The 18,546-nt window shown below is 64.8% G+C and carries 18 protein-coding genes; 8 read left to right on the top strand and 10 right to left on the bottom strand.

Annotated features, from left to right (window positions below):
- Positions 1–303: 303 nt before the first annotated feature.
- The 6 genes from H488_RS32340 to H488_RS0118875 all read right to left on the bottom strand — a co-directional run bounded on the left by H488_RS32340 (position 304) and on the right by H488_RS0118875 (position 7,108).
- Complete coding sequence (locus H488_RS32340; RefSeq protein ID WP_017834379.1) at positions 304–1,080, bottom strand: 3-oxoacyl-ACP reductase; 777 nt, start codon at positions 1,078–1,080, stop codon at positions 304–306.
- Between the two features lie 59 nt (positions 1,081–1,139).
- Positions 1,140–2,498: an aldehyde dehydrogenase family protein gene (locus H488_RS32335; RefSeq protein ID WP_017834378.1), complete on the bottom strand. Its 1,359-nt coding sequence runs from the start codon at positions 2,496–2,498 to the stop codon at positions 1,140–1,142.
- Complete coding sequence (locus tag H488_RS32330; protein ID WP_017834377.1) at positions 2,495–3,286, bottom strand: gamma-glutamyl-gamma-aminobutyrate hydrolase family protein; 792 nt, start codon at positions 3,284–3,286, stop codon at positions 2,495–2,497. Before H488_RS32330 ends, H488_RS32335 begins: the two co-directional genes overlap by 4 nt.
- Complete coding sequence (locus H488_RS32325; RefSeq protein WP_031283487.1) at positions 3,267–4,649, bottom strand: glutamine synthetase family protein; 1,383 nt, start codon at positions 4,647–4,649, stop codon at positions 3,267–3,269. The genes H488_RS32330 and H488_RS32325 overlap by 20 nt, the downstream gene beginning before the upstream one ends.
- Positions 4,650–4,892: 243 nt before the next feature.
- Positions 4,893–5,687 (bottom strand): inositol monophosphatase family protein, encoded by a 795-nt coding sequence (locus H488_RS32320; RefSeq protein WP_017834375.1) that lies wholly within the window; start codon positions 5,685–5,687, stop codon positions 4,893–4,895.
- The gene (locus tag H488_RS0118875; RefSeq protein ID WP_081615833.1) at positions 5,684–7,108 is read right to left on the bottom strand and encodes an amidase; all 1,425 of its coding nucleotides are present in this window, start codon (positions 7,106–7,108) and stop codon (positions 5,684–5,686) included. The genes H488_RS32320 and H488_RS0118875 overlap by 4 nt, the downstream gene beginning before the upstream one ends.
- A gap of 135 nt (positions 7,109–7,243) precedes the next feature.
- On the opposite strand from H488_RS0118875, the gene H488_RS32315 reads away from it, so the two are divergent.
- The 6 genes from H488_RS32315 to H488_RS32290 are packed head-to-tail and all read left to right on the top strand — an operon-like array spanning position 7,244 to position 13,438.
- Complete coding sequence (locus tag H488_RS32315; protein WP_017834373.1) at positions 7,244–8,044, top strand: GntR family transcriptional regulator; 801 nt, start codon at positions 7,244–7,246, stop codon at positions 8,042–8,044.
- Positions 8,022–9,119 carry an urea transporter gene (locus H488_RS32310; RefSeq protein ID WP_017834372.1) on the top strand — a complete coding sequence of 366 codons (1,098 nt, stop codon included), beginning with the start codon at positions 8,022–8,024 and terminating at the stop codon, positions 9,117–9,119. The genes H488_RS32315 and H488_RS32310 overlap by 23 nt, the downstream gene beginning before the upstream one ends.
- Positions 9,120–9,136: 17 nt before the next feature.
- Positions 9,137–10,078 (top strand): hypothetical protein, encoded by a 942-nt coding sequence (locus H488_RS32305; RefSeq protein WP_017834371.1) that lies wholly within the window; start codon positions 9,137–9,139, stop codon positions 10,076–10,078.
- Positions 10,078–11,001: a choline kinase family protein gene (locus tag H488_RS32300; RefSeq protein ID WP_017834370.1), complete on the top strand. Its 924-nt coding sequence runs from the start codon at positions 10,078–10,080 to the stop codon at positions 10,999–11,001. Before H488_RS32305 ends, H488_RS32300 begins: the two co-directional genes overlap by 1 nt.
- A complete protein-coding gene (locus H488_RS32295; protein WP_017834369.1) occupies positions 11,001–12,260 on the top strand; it encodes a Zn-dependent hydrolase in 1,260 nt (419 codons plus the stop codon). The genes H488_RS32300 and H488_RS32295 overlap by 1 nt, the downstream gene beginning before the upstream one ends.
- A gap of 41 nt (positions 12,261–12,301) precedes the next feature.
- On the top strand, positions 12,302–13,438 hold the full coding sequence (locus tag H488_RS32290; RefSeq protein ID WP_202804026.1) for a formamidase: 1,137 nt from the start codon (positions 12,302–12,304) through the stop codon (positions 13,436–13,438).
- A 277-nt stretch (positions 13,439–13,715) separates the two neighbouring features.
- On the opposite strand, the gene H488_RS32285 is transcribed toward H488_RS32290, so the two are convergent.
- The 3 genes from H488_RS32285 to H488_RS32275 are packed head-to-tail and all read right to left on the bottom strand — an operon-like array spanning position 13,716 to position 16,391.
- The gene (locus H488_RS32285) at positions 13,716–14,486 is read right to left on the bottom strand and encodes a hypothetical protein (RefSeq protein WP_017834367.1); all 771 of its coding nucleotides are present in this window, start codon (positions 14,484–14,486) and stop codon (positions 13,716–13,718) included.
- Positions 14,487–14,490: 4 nt separating this feature from the next.
- Positions 14,491–16,005 (bottom strand): relaxase/mobilization nuclease domain-containing protein, encoded by a 1,515-nt coding sequence (locus tag H488_RS32280; RefSeq protein WP_017834366.1) that lies wholly within the window; start codon positions 16,003–16,005, stop codon positions 14,491–14,493.
- Positions 16,002–16,391, bottom strand: a complete 390-nt coding sequence (locus tag H488_RS32275) for a MobC family plasmid mobilization relaxosome protein (RefSeq protein WP_017834365.1) — start codon at positions 16,389–16,391, stop codon at positions 16,002–16,004. Before H488_RS32275 ends, H488_RS32280 begins: the two co-directional genes overlap by 4 nt.
- Positions 16,392–16,605: 214 nt before the next feature.
- On the opposite strand from H488_RS32275, the gene H488_RS32270 reads away from it, so the two are divergent.
- Positions 16,606–16,935, top strand: coding sequence for a hypothetical protein (locus tag H488_RS32270; RefSeq protein WP_017834364.1), 330 nt, complete (start codon positions 16,606–16,608; stop codon positions 16,933–16,935).
- Positions 16,936–17,970: 1,035 nt separating this feature from the next.
- On the opposite strand, the gene H488_RS32265 is transcribed toward H488_RS32270, so the two are convergent.
- Positions 17,971–18,252 (bottom strand): hypothetical protein, encoded by a 282-nt coding sequence (locus H488_RS32265; RefSeq protein ID WP_017834362.1) that lies wholly within the window; start codon positions 18,250–18,252, stop codon positions 17,971–17,973.
- A gap of 184 nt (positions 18,253–18,436) precedes the next feature.
- Here H488_RS32265 and H488_RS0118865 point away from each other — a divergent pair.
- On the top strand, positions 18,437–18,546 hold a 110-nt coding region (locus H488_RS0118865), incomplete at its 3' end, for a DUF4193 family protein (RefSeq protein ID WP_017834361.1).

Below are 18,546 nucleotides of genomic sequence, written 5' to 3'. Positions count from 1 at the left end.
TCGCGATCACCTTCGCCGGACGGTTCGAGAGAACCACTCACTGATGAAAACCGCCGGGCCCCACACACCGTTTATCGGACAGTCCCACCGGTTTAGCCATGGGAGTTGTGGCGGGTGGCGTCGTTGACCGTAGCTGTCGTAAGTGTCCCCGGGTGGGCCATCGTCTCTGTGCTGGATGTGGTTGCCCTGCGGCGGAGGTGTTAGTGGATGGTTGGTTCCGGCTCCTGGTCAAATCTGTAGTGATGCGAGGAGCGGGGGATGTTCTCTGCCGTCCGCCTCGAGACGGACGGCAGAGAACCAGTTTTAGTTGGGCGTGACGTAGGCGCCGGAGATTCCCCCATCTACCAGGAAGGTGGAGGCTGTCATGAAGGATGAATCGTCGCTGGCGAGAAAGGCCACTGCCGCGGCGATCTCTTCCGGTTCCGCGAACCGCCCGGCGGGCACGTGCACGAGCCGGCGCTGGGCCTGCTCCGGGTCCGCGGCGAACAGGTCCTGGAGCAGGGGGGTGTTGACCGGCCCGGGGCACAGCGCGTTGACCCGGATCCCCTCCCGGGCGAACTGCACGCCCAGCTCCCGGCTCATCGACAGCACCCCGCCCTTCGACGCGCTGTAAGAGATCTGGGAGGTCGCCGCCCCCATGATGGCGACGAAGGACGCGGTGTTGATGATCGAGCCTTTGCCTTGATCCTGCATGTAGGGCAGGGCGTACTTGCAGCAGTAGTAGACGGAGGTGAGGTTCACGTCCTGCACCTTGCGCCAGGCGTCGATGCCGGTGTCGAGGATTGAGCCGTCGTCGGTGGGGTTGATGCCAGCGTTGTTGAAGGTGATGTCGACGCTGCCAAAGGCTTTATGGGTTTCGGCGTAGAGGTTTTTGACGTCGTCGGGGTTGGTGACGTCGACCTTAACGAACAGACCGTCGACCTCGGAGGCGGCTTCCTGGCCGGTTTTTGGGTCGATGTCTGCGATGACGACGCAGGCTCCTTCGGCGGCCAGGCGCCGGGCGGTGGCCAGGCCGATGCCGCTGGCTCCTCCGGTGATGACGGCGCTGCGGCCGACCAGGCGGCGGGCGTTGACGTCCATGGGATCTCCTTAGGTCTGGTGTGGGTCGCATGCCAGGGGGCATGCGAGTGAGGGTGTGGTCAGTCAGTGGAGAGGAAGACGTTCTTGGTCTCGGTGAACGCCTGGGTGGCGTCGGGGCCGAGCTCCCGGCCGAAGCCGGACTGCTTGAAGCCGCCGAAGGGTGTCCAGTAGCGCACCGAGGCGTGCGAGTTGACGGAGAGGTTCCCGGCCTCGACGGCGCGGGAGACCCGTAGCGCGCGGCCGACGTCCCGGGTCCAGATCGACCCGGAGAGCCCGTACTCGGTGTCGTTGGCGATCCGCACGGCCTCGGCCTCGTCCTCGAAGGGAACCACCGCGAGCACGGGGCCGAAGATCTCCTCTCGGAACACCCGGGAGTCCGGGGACGGGGTGAGCACCGTCGGCGGGAACCACCAGCCGGGGCCCTCGGGGGCGGTGCCGCGGAAGGCAACCGGGGCGTCGTCGTCGAGGAAGCCGGCCACGGAGTCCCGGTGCGCGGCGGAGACCAGGGGCCCCATCTGCGTGCCCTCGTCCCACGGGTCCCCGCAGGCGAAGTCCCGCACGGCGGGCTCGAGCAGCTCCAGGAACTTCTCCAGCACGGAGCGCTGGACGAGCACCCGCGACCGGGCGCAGCAGTCCTGGCCGGCGTTGTCGAAGGCACCGGCCGGAGTGGTGGCGGCGGCTTGTTCGAGGTCGGCGTCGGCGAAGACGATGTTGGAGTTTTTGCCCCCCAGTTCCAGGGTGAGGCGCTTGATCTGGTCTGCGCAGCCGGCCATGATCCGCTTGCCCACGGCGGTGGAGCCGGTGAACACGATCTTGCGGACGGCGGGGTGGGTCACGAAGCGCTCCCCCACCACCGAGCCCTTGCCAGGTAGCACGGTGAGCACGCCTTCGGGCAGCCCGGCTTGCAGGGCCAGCTCGGCCAGGCGGATGGCGGTCAACGGGGTGATTTCCGCCGGCTTGAGCACCACCGTGTTACCTGCCGCGAGGGCAGGGGCAAAACCCCAGGCGGCGATGGGCATCGGGAAATTCCAGGGGACGATGACGCCAATCACCCCCAGTGGCTCATGGAAGGTGATGTTGACTCCGCCGGGGACCGGGATCTGGCGTCCTGACAGTCGCTCCGGGGCTCCGGCGTAGTAGGTGAGCACGTCCCGGACGTTGCCGGCCTCCCATCGGGCGTTGCCGATGGTGTGCCCGGCGTTGCGCACTTCCAGGGCTGCGAGGTTTTCTAGATCGGCTTCGACCGCGTCGGCGAAGCGGCGCAGCAGACGGGCACGGTCGGCCGGGGCGACGGTACGCCAGGTTTCGAAGGCTTGCTGAGCGCCGGCGATGGCGGCGTCGGTTTCTTCCAGGGAAACCAGTGTGACGGTGTCGATGATTTCTTCGGTGGTGGGGTTGATGATCTGAGTGGTGGTCACGAGATGAACGTGTCCTTTCGGTCGTGGCCGATGCGGGGGCCAGCGTCTCGGTCGTCGGCGAATCGGCGGGCGACCTCGATGAACCCTTCGAACAGGCGTGGATCCTTGCGGTTCTCTTCGGGGTGGAACTGCACGCCCAGGACCCAGGGCCCGCTGGTGGTCTCCACAGCTTCGATGGTGCCGTCGGGAGCCCGGGCGGTGATCTGCAGGCCTTCGGCGACCTGGTCCAGGGCCTGGTGGTGGTAGCACGGGGACCAGGCCGTCTCCCCCAGCAGCTCATGGCACCGGCTGCCGGGTGTGGTGGTGAACTGGACCTTCCCGTACAGTCCGGGCCCGGGCCGGTGCTGGTCGGCTTCGGTGTTGACGTCCGGCAGGTGCTGGATGAGCGTGCCGCCCAGGGCGACATTGAGGATCTGGGCGCCACGGCAGATGGCGAACAACGGCAGGCCCTGGTCTAGGGCCGCCCGGGTGAGGGCGAGGTCGTGCTCGTCGCGGGAGGGCTGGGAGTAGGTCTCCTCGTGCCGGTCGGCCCCGTAGAAGTCGGGGTCGACGTCGGTGCCGCCGATGACGATGAGCCCATCGAGCAGTTTCAGCACGCTGGGATCGGTCCCGACCGGGGGCAGCAGCACAGGGGTGCCTCCCGCGGCGGCGACCGCCTCGACGTAGGCGCCCGGGACGATCGCCGCCACGGAGTTCCAGACCCCCCAGGAGCCCTCCTGGTAGTAGGTGGTCAGCCCGATCCGCGGCCGGTACCCGGGCCCGCCCGGCTCAGAGGCGCTCGAAGCCACGGCGCAGCTCCCAGTCGGTGACGGCGGCCTCGAAGGCCGCCAGCTCCACGTCGGCGTAGTGCACGTAGTGCTCCACGACGTCCTCGCCGAACAGCTCCCGCGCGAGCTCCGAGCCGGCCAGCAGGTCCCGGGCCTCGCGCATGGTCGAGGGCACCACGGGGGCGTCGGACTCGTAGGCGTTGCCCTCGGTCATCGGCTCCAGCTCGAGCTCCTGCTCGATGCCGTGCAGCCCGGAGGCGAGCATCGCGGCCAGCGCCAGGTACGGGTTCACGTCCCCGCCGGGGAGCCGGTTCTCCATCCGGGCGGACTGCCCGCTGCCCACGAGACGCACGGCGCAGGACCGGTTGTCCACGCCCCAGGCCACCGAGGTGGGGGCGAAGCTGCCCTCGACGAAGCGCTTGTACGAGTTGATGTTCGGGGCGTAGAAGATGGATAGCTCCCGCATTCCCTTGAGCACCCCGGCGATGAAGTGCTCGTAGATGGCGCTGCGGGTCCCGCGTTCCTGGTCCCAGAAGACCAGCTCACCGTCGGGCCCGCGCAGGGACATGTGGATGTGGCAGGAGCTGCCCTCGCGCTGGTTGGGCTTGGCCATGAAGGTGATGGACTTTCCCTGCTGGTGGGCGATCTGCTTCGAGGCCAGCTTGTAGACCACGTGGTTGTCCGCGGTGACCATCCCGTCGTCGTAGCGGAACGCGATCTCGTGCTGGCCGAAGTTGCACTCGCCCTTGGCGGATTCCACCGTCATGCCCGCGGTGTACATGGCGTTGCGGATCTCCCGCAGCAGCGGCTCGACCCGCTGGGAGCCCAGGAGGTTGTAGTCGACGTTGTACTGGTTGGCCGGGTCCAGAATTTGGTAGTTGGACGTCCAGGCGTCCTCGTAGCTGGTGTTGTAGACGCAGAACTCCAGCTCGGTGCCGGTGAGCATGGTGAAGCCCAGGTCCCGGGCGCGGTCGAGCTGGCGGCGCAGCATGGATCGCGGGGACATGGGGATGGGTTGGCCGTCGTGGCCGGTGAGGTCGCACTGGATGAGGACCTGGCCGGGGTTGTGCGGCATCAGCCGGATCGTGTCCAGGTCCATGGCGAAGCTCATGTCCCCGTAGCCGGAGTCCCAGCTGGTGATGGCGTAGCCGGTGGGGGTGTTCATCTCGGTGTCCACGGCCAGTAGGTAGTTGCACCCCTCGGCGCCTTCGTCGAGCACCGAGTCCAGGAAGAATTGGCCGTGGCACAGCTTGCCCTGGAGCCGGCCCTGCATGTCGGTGAATGCCAGGACTACGGTGTCGATCTGTCCGTCGGTGATTTTTTGCCGTAGCTGCTCGACGGTGAGCATTCGGTTGTTGCGGGTGTGCTTCGGTGTTGTCGTCATCGGTTGGATCCTTGGGTGCGGGGACAGGGAAAGGTGTGGTCGGGGTGAGTGCGCTTCGGTTTGGTCGGTCTCGAAAGGAAACTTCTCCTTCGTGGATTCCGTCACGAGAGAACGGGCGGAGGACCTGAGCGATGACGTACCTCCCCTCGTCAGCGCTGGGAGATGGCGGCGCGTCGATGTGGGCCGCAATAGCTTCCTCGTGGGGGCAGCGGTGAGGACTGCCCGTACCGAAAGTGCTGGCGCCTATTCCATGAGCGTGGAGGTTGGCGAGCTGGTGGTTTGTGCAATCTCCCGCAGGACGGCGTCGCGTAGCTCGGGTGTTGCTGCGGCCACTCCGACGCCGGAGTGGATTGACTCGACACCGTCGAAGTCGGTGAAGACTCCGCCGGCTTCGCGCATGATGACCGGCATGGGTGCTACGTCGAAGGGGGAGACTGTGAAGTCGAGCATGGCGTCGGCTTGTCCGGCGGCCACGAGGGCGTAGCCGAATCCGTCTCCCCAGGTGCGGATGACGCCGTCTTGATTCTGGAGACGGTTGATGAGTTCCAGTGGCCAGTCCTCGAGCCAGGTGGACATGACGTAGGCGTCTTGCACTTCCCGGCGGTCTGAGGTGGTTAGTTGCCGGCCTTGTCCATCGAAGCATCCGCGGCCGGACTGGGCGTAGACCAGGCGGCCCAGGCTGGGCAGGGCAATGGCCCCAAATTCGAGTCCTTGCGCTGACTCATAGGCCAGGAGGGTGGAGTACAAGGGCACCCCGTGGATGAAGGATTTGGTGCCGTCGATCGGGTCCATGATCCAGCGTCCGCCGGAGGTCCCCTCGACCTCTGCGAATTCCTCGCCTAGCAGGCCATCTTCGGGAAAGTGTTTGGAAAGTTCATCGCGCAGGTGCCGCTCGACGCTACGATCGGCTTCCGTGACAGGCGTTCCGTCGTCTTTGCGTTCGACGCGGAAATGAGCGTCGTCGAACCAGGATCGCGCCATCCCGGCACCTGCCTCGAGGATGTCGAGGGCGTTTTGAAAGCGTGTATCGATGGTCATTCTGAGCCTCTCAAGGGAGTGTGTGCGTCCTGGCTGGTCTTGGGCCACTGGGGTGTGAGCGAGAGAAGTTCTTCTACGCGCTGCCCGATGTCCAGCAGCCATTCGTCCTGACGGCGTCGTCCGATCAGTTGCACACCGATCGGCATCCCGCCGGCGGAGAACCCCATGCACAGGCTCAGCGCCGGCTGGCCCGTTTGGTTGAACCAAGCCGTGTAGTTGGTGTGGTACAGCAGCGGCATGGTGGTATCGGGGCCGAACTGATCAGCCGGGAACTGATGGATACCCATCACAGGGGACACCAGGAGATCAAAGGGGGAGCTGGCAGCTAACAGATGCGCCGCCCGAGCTGATAGGCGCTCCAGACTGTCGTAGTAGTCGGCAGCGCTACGGGTCGGTGCGGATGCTACCCATTGGGCCACGACCGGCAATAGCTTTGACTGGCGGTCAGCGGGGGCTGCACGTACCTCGGCTTCACACCGGGTCTTGAGGCACAGGTCCAGTTCCATGAAATCCGCCTCACTGAGGCCAGGACCGTGTTCGGACAAACGCGCGCCAGCGTGGGCAAGCAGGCCCAGAAACCGCTCGAAGAGCTCACGGGTCTCGGCATCCATTTGCGGCCCGTACCCAGGCCACTCCATGACGCCGACCTGCAGTCCTCCCAGTTCAACCGATGCGTCACGGACCGCCGGCTTCCCCAGATCGCAGGCAAAGGACCACTGATCAGAAACGTCGGTGCGGGAGACCACACCGAAAATCTCTCGGACATCGGCGACAGTCGTGGCCATGGGACCGGCCGAACGCCAATTACTCGCCGGGGCGTACGGGATGGCGCCCTGCGTGGGCTTGAACCCGACAATGCCGCATTGGGCAGCCGGCAAACGCACACTGCCCGCAATGTCCGTGCCCAGACCCACCGGAGTCACCCCGTAAGCGATCGCCGCCGCGGTGCCAGAACTAGAGCCCCCCGGTGACATGTCGGGGTTCCACGGGTTCAAAGTGTCCCCGAACTGGGAGTTGTTGCCCGAAGCCAGCAACCCCAACTCAGACATCGCCGTCTTCCCCACGATGACCGCTCCTGCTTCACGCAAGCGGGCAACCGGCGCCGAGTCCGCATCCGATAGATGACCCGGATGAATGGCGCTGCCATGCCACCGCGGTAAGCCCGCGACGTGGAAACTGTCCTTCACCACCAGCGGAACACCTTCTAATGGTCTATGTAAATGAACCATTTCTGGGGCGTCCGACTTAGTTGGACTTCCGGCCGTATCCGCATCATCCACTACACAGGTCATAGCGCGGAGATCGCGCATGGCCTCCCGCGCGACAGCCACCGAAGCGGGGATGACGGACCGATAAACCTCCATGTCAGAAGGATTCTTGTCGCGCATTTCGGCCAATGAGCGCGGTAGTGCTGCGGTCATGTCGACTCCTCGTGCGGTGAGTGGGGGTAAAAAAAGACCTAGACAACTGGTGTGCTCTGGATCATATAGTGGGCTTCAGCTGCGCGAAACCCGCCAAAGGGGAATGAAATGGTCCAAGTCGATGAACCAAATAAGGTGGACGTCATCGTCGATCGCTTGTTGATGCTGATGGCCGAACTACGTGATCGCGGTGAATCACGGCTTCCGTCTGAGCGTGATTTGGCGTCTCAGCTGGGTGTGGCCCGCGGGACCTTGCGCAAGGCTCTGGAGCGGCTGCAGGACGAGGGAATCGTGGAGCGCCGGGTGGGCCGCAACGGGGGCATCATGATCCGGCAGGAGCATCCGGTGATGCAGCTCGAGGGCCTCAATCCGCATGCGCCGTTCAAGGTGCAGCGCCAATTGCACCGGATCCAAGGTGTCCCGGCATTGTTGAGCGGGCAGGGCATCGAGTCCGCCACCCGTGTGCTCAAGACCGAGGAACGCGGGGCCAACAATCTTGAGGCCACGAAACTGGGGCTGACTGCCGGCTCACGTGTCCTGGTGATCCTTCGTCTGCGCCTGGCCAACTCGGAGCCGCTGTCCCTGGAGCAGATGACGTTGCCCGCCGCACGGTTTCCGGGACTGCTGGATCGATCGTTGAACTCCTTGTACGAAATGTTCGAGCGGGACTACGACGTGACCCTGGCGTCAGTGGATGAAGACATCAATATCTCTCGAGCCAGCGCGAGTGTGGCCCAGCTGCTGAAGATCACCATCGGGACCCCGCTGTTCGACATCGAACGGGTATCCCGAGATGAGGCCGGCGTACCCGTGGAGCTCTCGCATGACCTGTTCAACGCCACCCTCACCACCCTCACCCACACAGCCGGACGAAGCGTCGACGACGCCGGCCTCAACCTTCATGGGGAGCCACATGTATCAGCGCAACTCCATTAGAAATGCGTGGTTTGACCGCTACACGGGTACCTTCTCACTGTCGCAGAACCTCCCGAAACAGGCCCAGGCCCTCTCCGTCCTGGACGGCACACTGCGGGGCGTGGGGCAGATTTTCCTGATGAACAATCCGCTCTCCGGTCTGTTGCTGGTCGTGGCGGTGGCCACCGCCTCTCCGTGGGGTGCGTTGTTGTTTTTGGGTGGGTCGCTGGTGGGCACCCTGACAGCGGTCTTGCTGGGGATGCCCCGGGATGTCTGGCGGGCCGGGCTCTACGGATTCAACGGTGCACTGATCGGCATTCTGGGGGCGGTTTTCCTGGCCGGAGACTGGAATCTGTGGGTCGCGGTCTTCACCCTGCTGGCAGCCGCGCTGAGCACCCCCATCATGCACACCACCATCATTATTTTTGTCGAGAAGCTGGGTGTGCCGGCCCTGTCGGTCACCTTCGGCGTCCTGGGGATTTTGCTGCTGTTGCTGGCACCCTCGGTCGCCTACGGCCGCGCCGACCCCGCGCTCATCGTTCCGGTCGAGCGCCTCGCAGTTCCGGCCGACCCGGTCCTGCGCAGCGCCGCCGCTGGTGGGGACGTTTCTGTCGGTGAAGGGCTGTTGAATGCGACCCTGCGGGGACTCAGCGAGGTGCTCCTGCTGGACAGCGTCCTGGTGGGAGTGCTGGTGATCATCGCCATCGCACTGTGCTCGCCCATCGCCGCGGGGCTCGCGGTGGCGGGCTCACTCACGGGAGCACTGACCGCCATAGTCATGGGCGCAGACGGATACGAGATCTACCTGGGCCTGTGGGGCTACAACGGTGCGGTAGTGGCCGTGGCCTTGGGCGGCATTGCCTTGGAGGCGCAGTGGCGTTCCGTGGCGGTCGCGATCGTCGGCGCCAGCACGTCTGCTCTGCTCTTTGGAGCGCTGAGTGAGTTCCTCGGACCCTACGGGGTGATACCGCTGAGTCTGCCGCTGGTCATGGTGATCATCGGAACGGCCTTGGCGGCCCAAGGGATGTCGCGCGTCCACGACGTTGCCCCCGCTGACTACTCCACCGCAGAGCAACGACTCCGGATCCGAACCTAACCACCCGAGGAGACACCATGCCCATTCAAGAACGACTCGCCGAGTTCACGCGGTTGCATGACCTCGACGATATTCAATGGTCCGCCCCCATCCCCCAGTTGCCCTCCCCGAGCTGGTGGGCTTCTGACAACATCCTCATCCGTGGGGAGAGCAAGACACTCGGCCGCGTCATCGCCAAGGTGATGAGCCGCCACGCCTGGTCTTGGCGCAACCGCCACAGCATGATCCAGGCCGCGGTGGCCGCCGGCGAGAATGGTGTGGGCCCTGTGGTCCACGCCCACGACCAGGAGATCGGCATCCTCGTGGTGGAGGAGCTCACCGATGACTGGCGCGTTGTCCGCCTGGACTACTACGCCGACCCGGACTTCCGCTCGAACCTCCTCAGCACGCGCCGTGCCTTCGCTGCACTGGATCTGAACCTCACCCCTCGCAGTCCCATCGTGGAACTGACTCAGCTCGAAGAAGAGTGCCGGGATCGAGGCATTTCCCTGGACCCACGAGTCACCTCCTCGCTCGAGCAGGTGCTGCGCTTCAAAGAGGCATTGCTCGACTACCGCTCCAGCGTGGAATTCCAGCCCTCCCAAGGCGAGGCCACCTCGTCCAACCTCATGGTCCACCGGGACGGTCGGGTCAAGATCGTCGGCTGGGGCTCCGCCGCACAGCTGTCCCAGGTTCATGACACGGCCCTCCTGGTCTCGGAAGCCTGCCCCACAGTGCTCAGCTCGGAGGCCTTGATCCGCGAGGTCCTCCCGGAATCCACGGCGAAGGACATCGCCGTGATCCAGCTCATCTCTCTCATCGAGCACCTGCGGTGGGCCCTGCTCGCCTCCCTGCGGGCGGCCACCGACCCGGACGAGAACCTCGACTCCATCAAGTACGGGCTTTGGCGTATGACCCTCGCCGAGATAGCCCTCGCAGACCATGAGCTCATGGCCGGACTAGAGAAGGAACTGTCCTGATGACTACCCAAACCAACCTCGACGCACTGCTGGATAGCTGCAACCGCAACCCGGAGTGGGAGGGCAATCCCCCGTCCATCAACCCCGTCCCGGGAGGCCTGACGAACCACAACTTCCGGCTGTCCATCACTGGTGTCGGACACGAGATTTTCGCCAAGATCCCGGGCCCGGGCACTGAGGCGTTCATCGACCGTTCCGTGGCCAACGCCGCGGCCCGTCAGGCCGCCGAGGTCGGCATCAGCCCGCAGGTGATGTTCTTCGACGAGCAGACCGGGATCGAGTACTCAGAGTTCATGGGGGAAGGCTTCCGGACCGCCACTACCCTCGACTTCCAGAACATGGATCTTCTCGAGCGGGTCATGGACGTCTATCGGGCCTGGCACAAGACGCCGCCGCTGCCCCAAACGAAAACGATGTTCGACATGGTGGATGAGCACCTGGACCAGGTCCGCGGCTCCGCGATCGCCCTGCCTTCCTGGGCCGACGATGTCATCCACGCTTACGGTCGAGCGGCCGAGCGTTTCCGGGCCTCCGGGCTGGATATCGTTCCCGCGCACAATGATCCGATGCCGGGTAACTTCCTCATCGGTGATGACGGCTCGGTCAAGCTGATCGACTTCGACTACGCGGCCAACAACGACGTGGCCTACGAACTGGCCCTGATCTTCGCCGAGATGTTCGTCAGTGAGGAAGATGCCCGAGCACTCGTCGCGCGCTACCGCGGCCACGACGACGAACGCTTCTTCGCTCGTGTCATGGTCTGCCGGATGATCGCGGACACCAAATGGGGACTGTGGGGTCTGATCAACAACGCGGTCCGTGATGAGGAGTTCGACTACTACAAGTACGGGACCTGGAAGCTTTACCGAACTTTCCTGATCTCCAGGCATCCGCGCTTCGAGGAATGGTTGGAGCTGATCTAATGATCAGCTCCAACCATCGGGACGGGTTCCTCCACACCTTCGGCGCTTTCTCCGAGATCGGAGCGAAGAACGGTGGCCTTCATCGCCTCACTGGAACACCCGAAGACGGTGCGGCCCGGGCCCTGTTGGTCTCTGCCTTTCAGGACCGCGGATACACCGTGGCGCGCGACGCCGTCGGGAACCTGTTCGGGTTCGTTCTTCCCCCTGATGACCGGCAGACGATCCTGCTGGGCTCACATCTGGACTCCCAGCCGGATGGCGGGCGTTTCGATGGTCAGACCGGCGTGGTCACCGCACTATGGGCAGCACATGTGCTCGAAGACCGGATTCGCTCCGGCGAGCTGCCCTTCAACCTGGGCGTGGTGAACTGGACGAACGAGGAAGGCGCGCGGTTCCAACCCAGCGTGCTCGGCAGCAGCGTCTTCACCGGCCGCGTCCCGGTCGAAGCTGCCCTCGAGGCGACAGACTTCCACGGCACCACGCTCGGGGAGAGTCTGGCGGCGATCGAGGCGTTGGGGACCGACGATGTCCCCCTCCCCGCGGCCTACCTGGAGGTCCACGTGGAGCAAGGGGCGGTACTGGAACGCGAAGGCGTGGACATCGGCATCGTCGAAGGCGCCTGGGGGGCTGCGAAACTGGACATCCGCATTGAGGGGGGTCAGACACATACCGGGCCGACACCCATGGCAGAACGCGTGGACGCCCTGTACGCATCTGCACTGCTCGTCACCGCAGTGCACCGGATGGGCCTCGACCACCCCGCAGGGCGACTCCACACCACGGTGGGATCCCTGCGCATCACCCCCGACTCCCCCAACTGCACCCCCTCCGAGGTCCGCTCCAAGGTCGAGCTGCGATCCGATGACCCTGAGATCCTGACCGCGGCGAGGTCAGAGCTGGAAACTGTCCTCGCCGAGATCGGTCGTGAAACAGGGGCCGGCGTGGAAATCACTGGTGAATCACTGCGTGAGACCACCAGCATGTGGCCGCACGGACCCCAGATCCTGGAGCAAGCGGCAGACAGGTGCCAACTGTCCCACCGGCGGATGAAGACCATCGCCGGCCACGATGCCCTCGTGCTGAACGCAGCAGTACCCAGCCTGTTCTTCTTCATCCCCAGCGTGGCCGGATACACCCATAACCACCACGAACTGACAAAAGACGAAGACCTAATAAATGGGCTTCACCTCATGGTCAACGCTGTAGAAACGCTAGGAGCGCAACTGAAAGAACATTCCATGGCGACCCCGTCTGCGTAATACGTGATTGATTCCGAGCCTGGGCTAAAGATCTATTCGCCATGGTGGCCACCGAACAAGTTCAAGCCGACCCTGAAAAAGTAAGGAGACGTCATGCTCGAATTTTCTTCGTGTTTCCAGAGGTGCTGTCAATGACCGGATTAGGAGGACTGAACCCTTCAGAGGGCGCTTTGGTCTTGGGCATGGTTCAACAGCAAGTGCCCATCGTCAATGATCCTAAGGACCTGCAGAGCACCGCCCATAAGATCGCCGGCATGGTGAAGGGGGCCAAGGCTGGCTTGCCGACACTAGACCTGCTGGTGTTCCCCGAGTACAGCTTGAACGGACTCAACCCCAAGGTGTGGGCGCGAGACGAAATGCTGTGCGACTTGGACGGGCCCGAGGTGGCAATCCTGCGTGCTGCCTGCGCGGACAGCAACGTTTGGGGGTGTTTCTCGCTGATGGAACGCAACCCTGACGGCGCTCCGTACAACAGCGGCATCATCGTCGATGCCACGGGCGAGATCGTCTTGTACTACCGAAAAATGCACCCCATGGTTCCGTTGGAACCCTGGGAACCAGGAAATCTGGGCATTCCGGTGTGCGATGGGCCTGCCGGGTCCAAGTTGGCCCTGATCATTTGCCATGACGGGATGCTGCCCGAGATGGCTCGTGAAGCGGCCTACAAGGGCGCCAACGTCATCCTGCGCACGGCAGGCTACACCGACCCCGTACGCCATGCGTGGCGCATCACGAACCAGGTTAACGCCTTCACGAACGTGGCCTACACCGCCTCGGTGGCACTGACCGGAGGGGACGCAACCGGCATCTGGTCCATTGGCGAAGCCATGATCTGCGACATCGACGGCACAGTTCTGGAGCACGGCGACAACTCGCCGGATCGGATCGTCACCGGTGAAGTGGTTCCCGCCCGCGCCGATCAAGCCCGTCGGAGCTGGGGTGTGGAGAACAATATTTACCAACTGGGGCACCGCGGATACGTCGCCGTGCGCGGCGGAGCCCAGGACTGCCCATACACCTACATGACCGACCTCGCCGCGGAACGCTACCGGGTGCCCTGGGAGGACGAAGTCGAGATCACCGACGGCACCTCCATGGGGTATGGCCCACCCCGCGAGCCCGGAAGCACCACGGAAACAGATCTGTCAGGAGCCCCGCGTCAGACCACCGGCGGGTAGTGCAGTAGAAGTTCTAGTGCCACAGTTGCGCTGGAGTAAATTCCCCGGCCAGTAGGTCCCAGTCTGGGGTCTTTTGAAAGTGATAAGCCAGTAAGGCAACGGCGCGTGCTCTGACACTTCACGTGTCAAAGCACGCGCCGTAGCCCTACTCAAGGGTCTAGAAGACGCAGTCCATCCCCATCAACCTCCGTGCCTAACGGTTGATCACTGAACCTATGCGGCTACTGCGAATCATCCCTCTTTGCCGGACAATCGGTGTACCAGGCCTGTGGAGGTCTCACCCCAGACCCATTTCCCTCTCCCGGCCCGGACCGCGACCGGTGGTTTTGCGGGCTTTGGGGCCGCGCTTGTTGGATCGCACCGCATCGATGGGTGGCGTGCTCTGGTCCCGTTCGGCGGCCATTCGGGCTTGGACCCCGTCGCGACCTTCTTCGGTGCCGCCGAGGGTTGCCATGAGGCTGTCTGCGAGGCGTGCTCGGCGGTCTCCGGAGTCCCAGAGCTCTTCGGCTTCGGCGGCCGTCTGGCGGGCGTCCGAGTCATTCTGCAGGTTCCCCTGCCCGGCCACTGCGGCGTTGCGGGCGGCCGCTGCGTGGTCTCGCCGCGCGTCGACGGACTCACGGGAGCCCAGCTCCTGCTCCAGGGAGTCATTGCGCAGTTGTTGCGGGGTGTGGTCGTGCAGGTAGTCCTCCACGGGCAGTCCGTGGCGGTCCTTTACCTCCGACTCGATACGTCCTCGGGCGGCCTTGGCGACTTGGTCGTGGTGCTCCCACTGCCGGGCCAACCCGTAGTAGGCAGCGATGTCTTCCGACTTGGCGTTCTCCCAGAACCGGTCCTGGTCCACCGGCGCCAGCTCGGTGCGCATCACGGCGCGTTCGGCCTCGAAGCGTTCCTCGAGCTCGCGTCGGCGGTGCTGCTGTTCCATGAGGCGTTGGCGGAGTTGCTCGGCGCGTTGCCGGGCCATCATCTCGCCCCAGCGCCCGGCCACGGCCATCGCCGCTTGAAGGTCCCGGGAGAGGAGGTCGTTTACGCCATCGGGTTGTGTGCTCATGTCGCTACAGCTCCATTCCGTGCTCGTCCCGGGTGTGGTCCACGTAGGGGCGCACCGTGGCGGCGGGTCCCTGGGTCTCCCGCAGCACCCCGCGCTCACGGGCGGGGCCGGCGTGGGAGGCCGAGCGCGCCGCCGCAGAGGTCTCCACCTCGGGCAAGGGCGCGGCGACGGCGGCCAGGTGCTGCTCGAAGGCGTCGTTGAGCAGCTGGGTTTCGCGCAGGTCCTTGTTGGCCTGGTGCATCTCGTGGAACGCCTGGGTCATTCGCAGCATCTGATTCATGATCAGCGCCTGCGCCATGGGAGACGGCGCCCGGGTGGCCGCCAACAGGAACGCGGCCGTACCGCTGGTGCGCAGCGGCGCCTCCACTGGGGTGGTGATCTTCACCCCGGACCGATGCGCGGACCGGGCGAGCACCCGGGAAGTACGCCCCAGCGGCCCCTGGCCGTCCTCGGTCGCATGGGACCACGCCGCGAACACCCCGGAGGCTTCCCGGGCCGCATGCGCCCACGACTGGTGATCGTCCGGGGCGATGGTGACCAGCCGCCGGCGCACCTCTTTCAGCTCCCCGGCCAACCGCCGGGCGGTCTCCTCGTCCAGGGCCTCACCGGGGGCGTCGGGGTGCACGATGCGGCGGTGCCGCTTGGCCGCCATCCACTCCTCCGACGACTCCTGCGCCGAGACCGGGGTGTCCGACCAGCGGGTCCGCAGTGAGGGCAGGGTGAGGTCTTGGGCGAGCTTGCCGCCACCGAACCACAGCGGCCGCATCCCCTTCGGCGGACGCTCCGCCACGGAGTACCCGGTCACCACCGAGTCGGTGCCGGCGGCGAACCTCGGGTGGACAAGCAGGTTCGCCCGCCGCATCAAACGGACGAACTGCGCCTCCGATTCGGCGGCCACCGCGCACGCGCGCACGGTGCGCTCCAGCGTGAACCGGGTCGGTTCCCGGGTGCTGTCCCGGTTGATCTCGCCCTGCTGCAGCCACCGTTCGGAGTGGTTGCCGAGCTGGATGAGGTTGAAGTCTTTCTCGATGCCGCGGGCGACCTTCTGCGCCCGCGCGTAGTCGTTGCCATCGGCCCACTTCGTCCCGTCCTCCCGGATCGTGGAGGCCATGATGTGGATGTGGTCGTTGCCCTTGGTCGAGCGCCCGTGATGCACCGCCACCCACGGGCACGGAGCCTTTGACCCGGCCTCGGTGAAGTCCATCTCGTCCATGAACCGGGCGGCGATGTCCGACCATTCCTGATCGGTGACCTCCCGGTCCTGGTACGGGATCGACAACGAGCAGTGCCAGATGTGCTTGGTGTCTGCATCAAACCCCAGCATCCGCCGGTTCAGGTCCACCTCGCGGGCGATCCCCACCGCGGCTTCCTCGTTGAGCTGCACATCGTCGTGCCACGCCATGATCAGCGGGGAGCCGCCCACCAGGTGCGGGTCGGTGTGCTCGTTCGCCCTCCCCGGACCCACCAGGTACTTCATCAACCCGACCGGCTTGTCACCCTTGGTGATGTTCGGGATCACGGCGCGAGCTCCTCGAGCTTCGCCAACACTTCCTCACCGAACCGCCGAGCCTCCCGCATCGTCTCCACCGCCTCCGGCAACACCTCACCGGTGCTGTTGGCGTGCCGAGCAATCTGGTTCACGTTGTTCGAGATCGTCGCCATCAGCCGGCGCATCGCCAGCAACTCGACCAGCTGATTCCGCCGCAACTGCACCGCCACCGGATCCGCCGAACCAAACACCGCCTCGACCATCAGCGCCGAGGGCGAGAGCCCAGTCTGCTGCTCCAGCACCATCAACTGAGCACGCTCCGACTCCGACATGGACACCCGGACGTACTGGGTCTTGCCCTCGATCCGCTTCCGCCTCGACTTCCACACGTGGCGCGGATTCTCCTGCTCCACCACAGCACCTCCTCTCCTTGCTGGCCCAGCGCAGCGCCCCCACTTCGTGGGCCCCACACGACCAGTGTGCCACCGCAAAACCGGCAGGGCCAGCGGTGCACCCGTTTTATGGCACATAAAACATAGCTTTGCTCCGTAGGGGCACCATGGGTGCGAAGCGCCAGCGGTGCGGGCGTGGTCTCTGGAACGGAACGTGTGCGTGCGTTAACCTGGTGGCATGGCGAAGCTCACTGACCCCCAGCAGGCAGAGGAAGCCGCCCAGCGGCTGCTCAACGACCGGATGGACTACGTCCGCCGGGCGATTGCTACTCGCGGCGCCCTCGATGAGGCCCGTGAGGCACTCAAGGAGGCCGAGAAGAACGACGCCCAGGCGTTCCAGGCCGCCGTCAACAACGGCGGCTGGACCGAGGACGAGCTGCGCAAGATCGGCCTCTCGACACCCGGGAAGGTGCAGCGTGTGCAGCGCCGGCGGAAGGCCACTCAGCCCACCCCGGACACGCAGGCCTCGTCCACTCAGAACGGTGGCGGCACCGAGTCGGAGCAGTGACGCCCAGTCGCTGGGTTCTCACTTCCTGCTACGGGACACTCCTGGTCCTCTCCATCGCCCTGGTGGCCCGGGGCTCGAAAATCGGGTTGATCTCTGGCCTGTTTTTGGTGGTGTCCTTGCTCGTTATCTGGCGCGAAGCACACCAGGTGCGCGCGAAACGCGACCTGAACAGCCGTGGCTGAGTTCCTGGCCCCGTGCCCACATGGGCACGGCAAAAGCTCCAACCGCTCCGCGGCTTTTCCCGCACCCATGATGGACACGGGGACCCCATCCGACCACCCGCCCACAGCCGGCAGGTCACCTCCCCCGCGACCGGTGCACTTCCGTATCCGCCGACTGTGGACGGCTTCCATAACGTGGGGCCACCGAACGGAAGAGCCCGAGGTAATCCGCCATTGGCGGACCACCTCGGGCTGCCTGCCAGTCACAACTCGGTCTTCTTCGACGCCCCCATTCTCATGGGCCGCTATCAGCTCTAGGTTGGGGCTCACCTTGTCCCATACCTCAGGAGAGTCATGAACAAGTGGGCGAAAAAACTTAGCACCACCACCTTGGCAGCGACGCTCACACTAGGTGCGGTATCGCTCAATGTGACACCGGCAACTGCAGACCCTGGACCCAACTCCAGCTGCACCGCCCGCTCCGCATCCGGGGGCGCCAAAAACCTCCACCCCTTCGGCAGGACCACAGTCAGTGGTGTCGCGCAGGGGTTCGCCCAAGACGGGGACCAGGACACCAACTTCGGGCGGAATGTCATCGGTTCCGAGGTTCATGCTGACAAGGACGCTTGCCCTCCCCCTGGCGGGTGAGAACAGGTCACCCCAGTGAACACTGGCCCTCGACCCGCTATCGGCGAGTCGAGGGCCAGTCACTGTGCTGCTCCGCATCCGGTGATGGCTGAGCCGCTCAAAAGTTTCAGTAAGAGCCCGTTAGACGACGCCAACTATGAGCCGCGGATAACCGGGCCTTGTGCAAAGCAACGCGGGGCGGGGGATCCTCGAGATCTTGTCGACCGCGTGCATCCGCCATGCTCCGTCAGGACCTTTGTGGTGCTTGCCCATGGATGATCCCCAGCGCCTGTAACTCACGTCGGCGTACTTGAAGCTGCGTTTCCATCTGAGCTGTCCCTAGGCGTGATTGGTGCTCGAAGTGCGCCGTGAACCCGATGGCCAGCAACACCACTCCGACCACCAGCAAAGCGATCGCGGCCGGATCGGGCACCTGCTCGACCCGGATGGAGAGCCATAGTCCGACGGTGGCCACTGCGGACGTGAGGCTTCCGGCACCGGTGGTCGCCATGATCAGTGCGTTTGCCATCAGGGTGCCTCCTGGAGCTTGAACTGGACTTAATCCAATTCATACACTTCAGTAACTTGATGTGTCAACAATCGTACTGCGGGGTGCTCTGCGCTACCCGACATCCTGGAATAGCGGAGGTCCCACCCCAGTTGTGATCGGTGCCAGCACCCCTTTTCCTGCTCAAAGGAGCACGCACCACATCATGGCCACCGATTACGACGCCCCGCGCACCCGGCCCGAGGACGAGCCGGCCAACGAGTCCCTGGAGGCGATCCAGGTCCAGCGCAGCGCCACCACCCAGACCGCGGTCAT

Origin of the sequence: Kocuria sp. UCD-OTCP, from assembly GCF_000349605.1 — a bacterium.
GTDB classification, from domain to species: domain Bacteria; phylum Actinomycetota; class Actinomycetes; order Actinomycetales; family Micrococcaceae; genus Kocuria; species Kocuria rosea.
This window is presented reverse-complemented; position numbering and strand designations above follow the sequence as displayed.

Excerpts from the sequence above, each read along its gene's own strand:
- H488_RS32340 (WP_017834379.1), bottom strand. The coding sequence starts at position 1,080 with ATGGACGTCAACGCCCGCCGCCTGGTCGGCCGCAGCGCCGTCATCACC.
- H488_RS32300 (WP_017834370.1), top strand. The coding sequence starts at position 10,078 with ATGACTACCCAAACCAACCTCGACGCACTGCTGGATAGCTGCAACCGC.
- H488_RS32305 (WP_017834371.1), top strand. The coding sequence starts at position 9,137 with ATGCCCATTCAAGAACGACTCGCCGAGTTCACGCGGTTGCATGACCTC.
- H488_RS32320 (WP_017834375.1), bottom strand. The coding sequence starts at position 5,687 with ATGACCATCGATACACGCTTTCAAAACGCCCTCGACATCCTCGAGGCA.
- H488_RS32290 (WP_202804026.1), top strand. The coding sequence starts at position 12,302 with ATGGTGGCCACCGAACAAGTTCAAGCCGACCCTGAAAAAGTAAGGAGA.
- H488_RS32285 (WP_017834367.1), bottom strand. The coding sequence starts at position 14,486 with ATGAGCACACAACCCGATGGCGTAAACGACCTCCTCTCCCGGGACCTT.
- H488_RS0118875 (WP_081615833.1), bottom strand. The coding sequence starts at position 7,108 with ATGACCGCAGCACTACCGCGCTCATTGGCCGAAATGCGCGACAAGAAT.
- H488_RS32310 (WP_017834372.1), top strand. The coding sequence starts at position 8,022 with ATGTATCAGCGCAACTCCATTAGAAATGCGTGGTTTGACCGCTACACG.
- H488_RS32325 (WP_031283487.1), bottom strand. The coding sequence starts at position 4,649 with ATGACGACAACACCGAAGCACACCCGCAACAACCGAATGCTCACCGTC.
- H488_RS32295 (WP_017834369.1), top strand. The coding sequence starts at position 11,001 with ATGATCAGCTCCAACCATCGGGACGGGTTCCTCCACACCTTCGGCGCT.
- H488_RS32270 (WP_017834364.1), top strand. The coding sequence starts at position 16,606 with ATGGCGAAGCTCACTGACCCCCAGCAGGCAGAGGAAGCCGCCCAGCGG.
- H488_RS32265 (WP_017834362.1), bottom strand. The coding sequence starts at position 18,252 with ATGGCAAACGCACTGATCATGGCGACCACCGGTGCCGGAAGCCTCACG.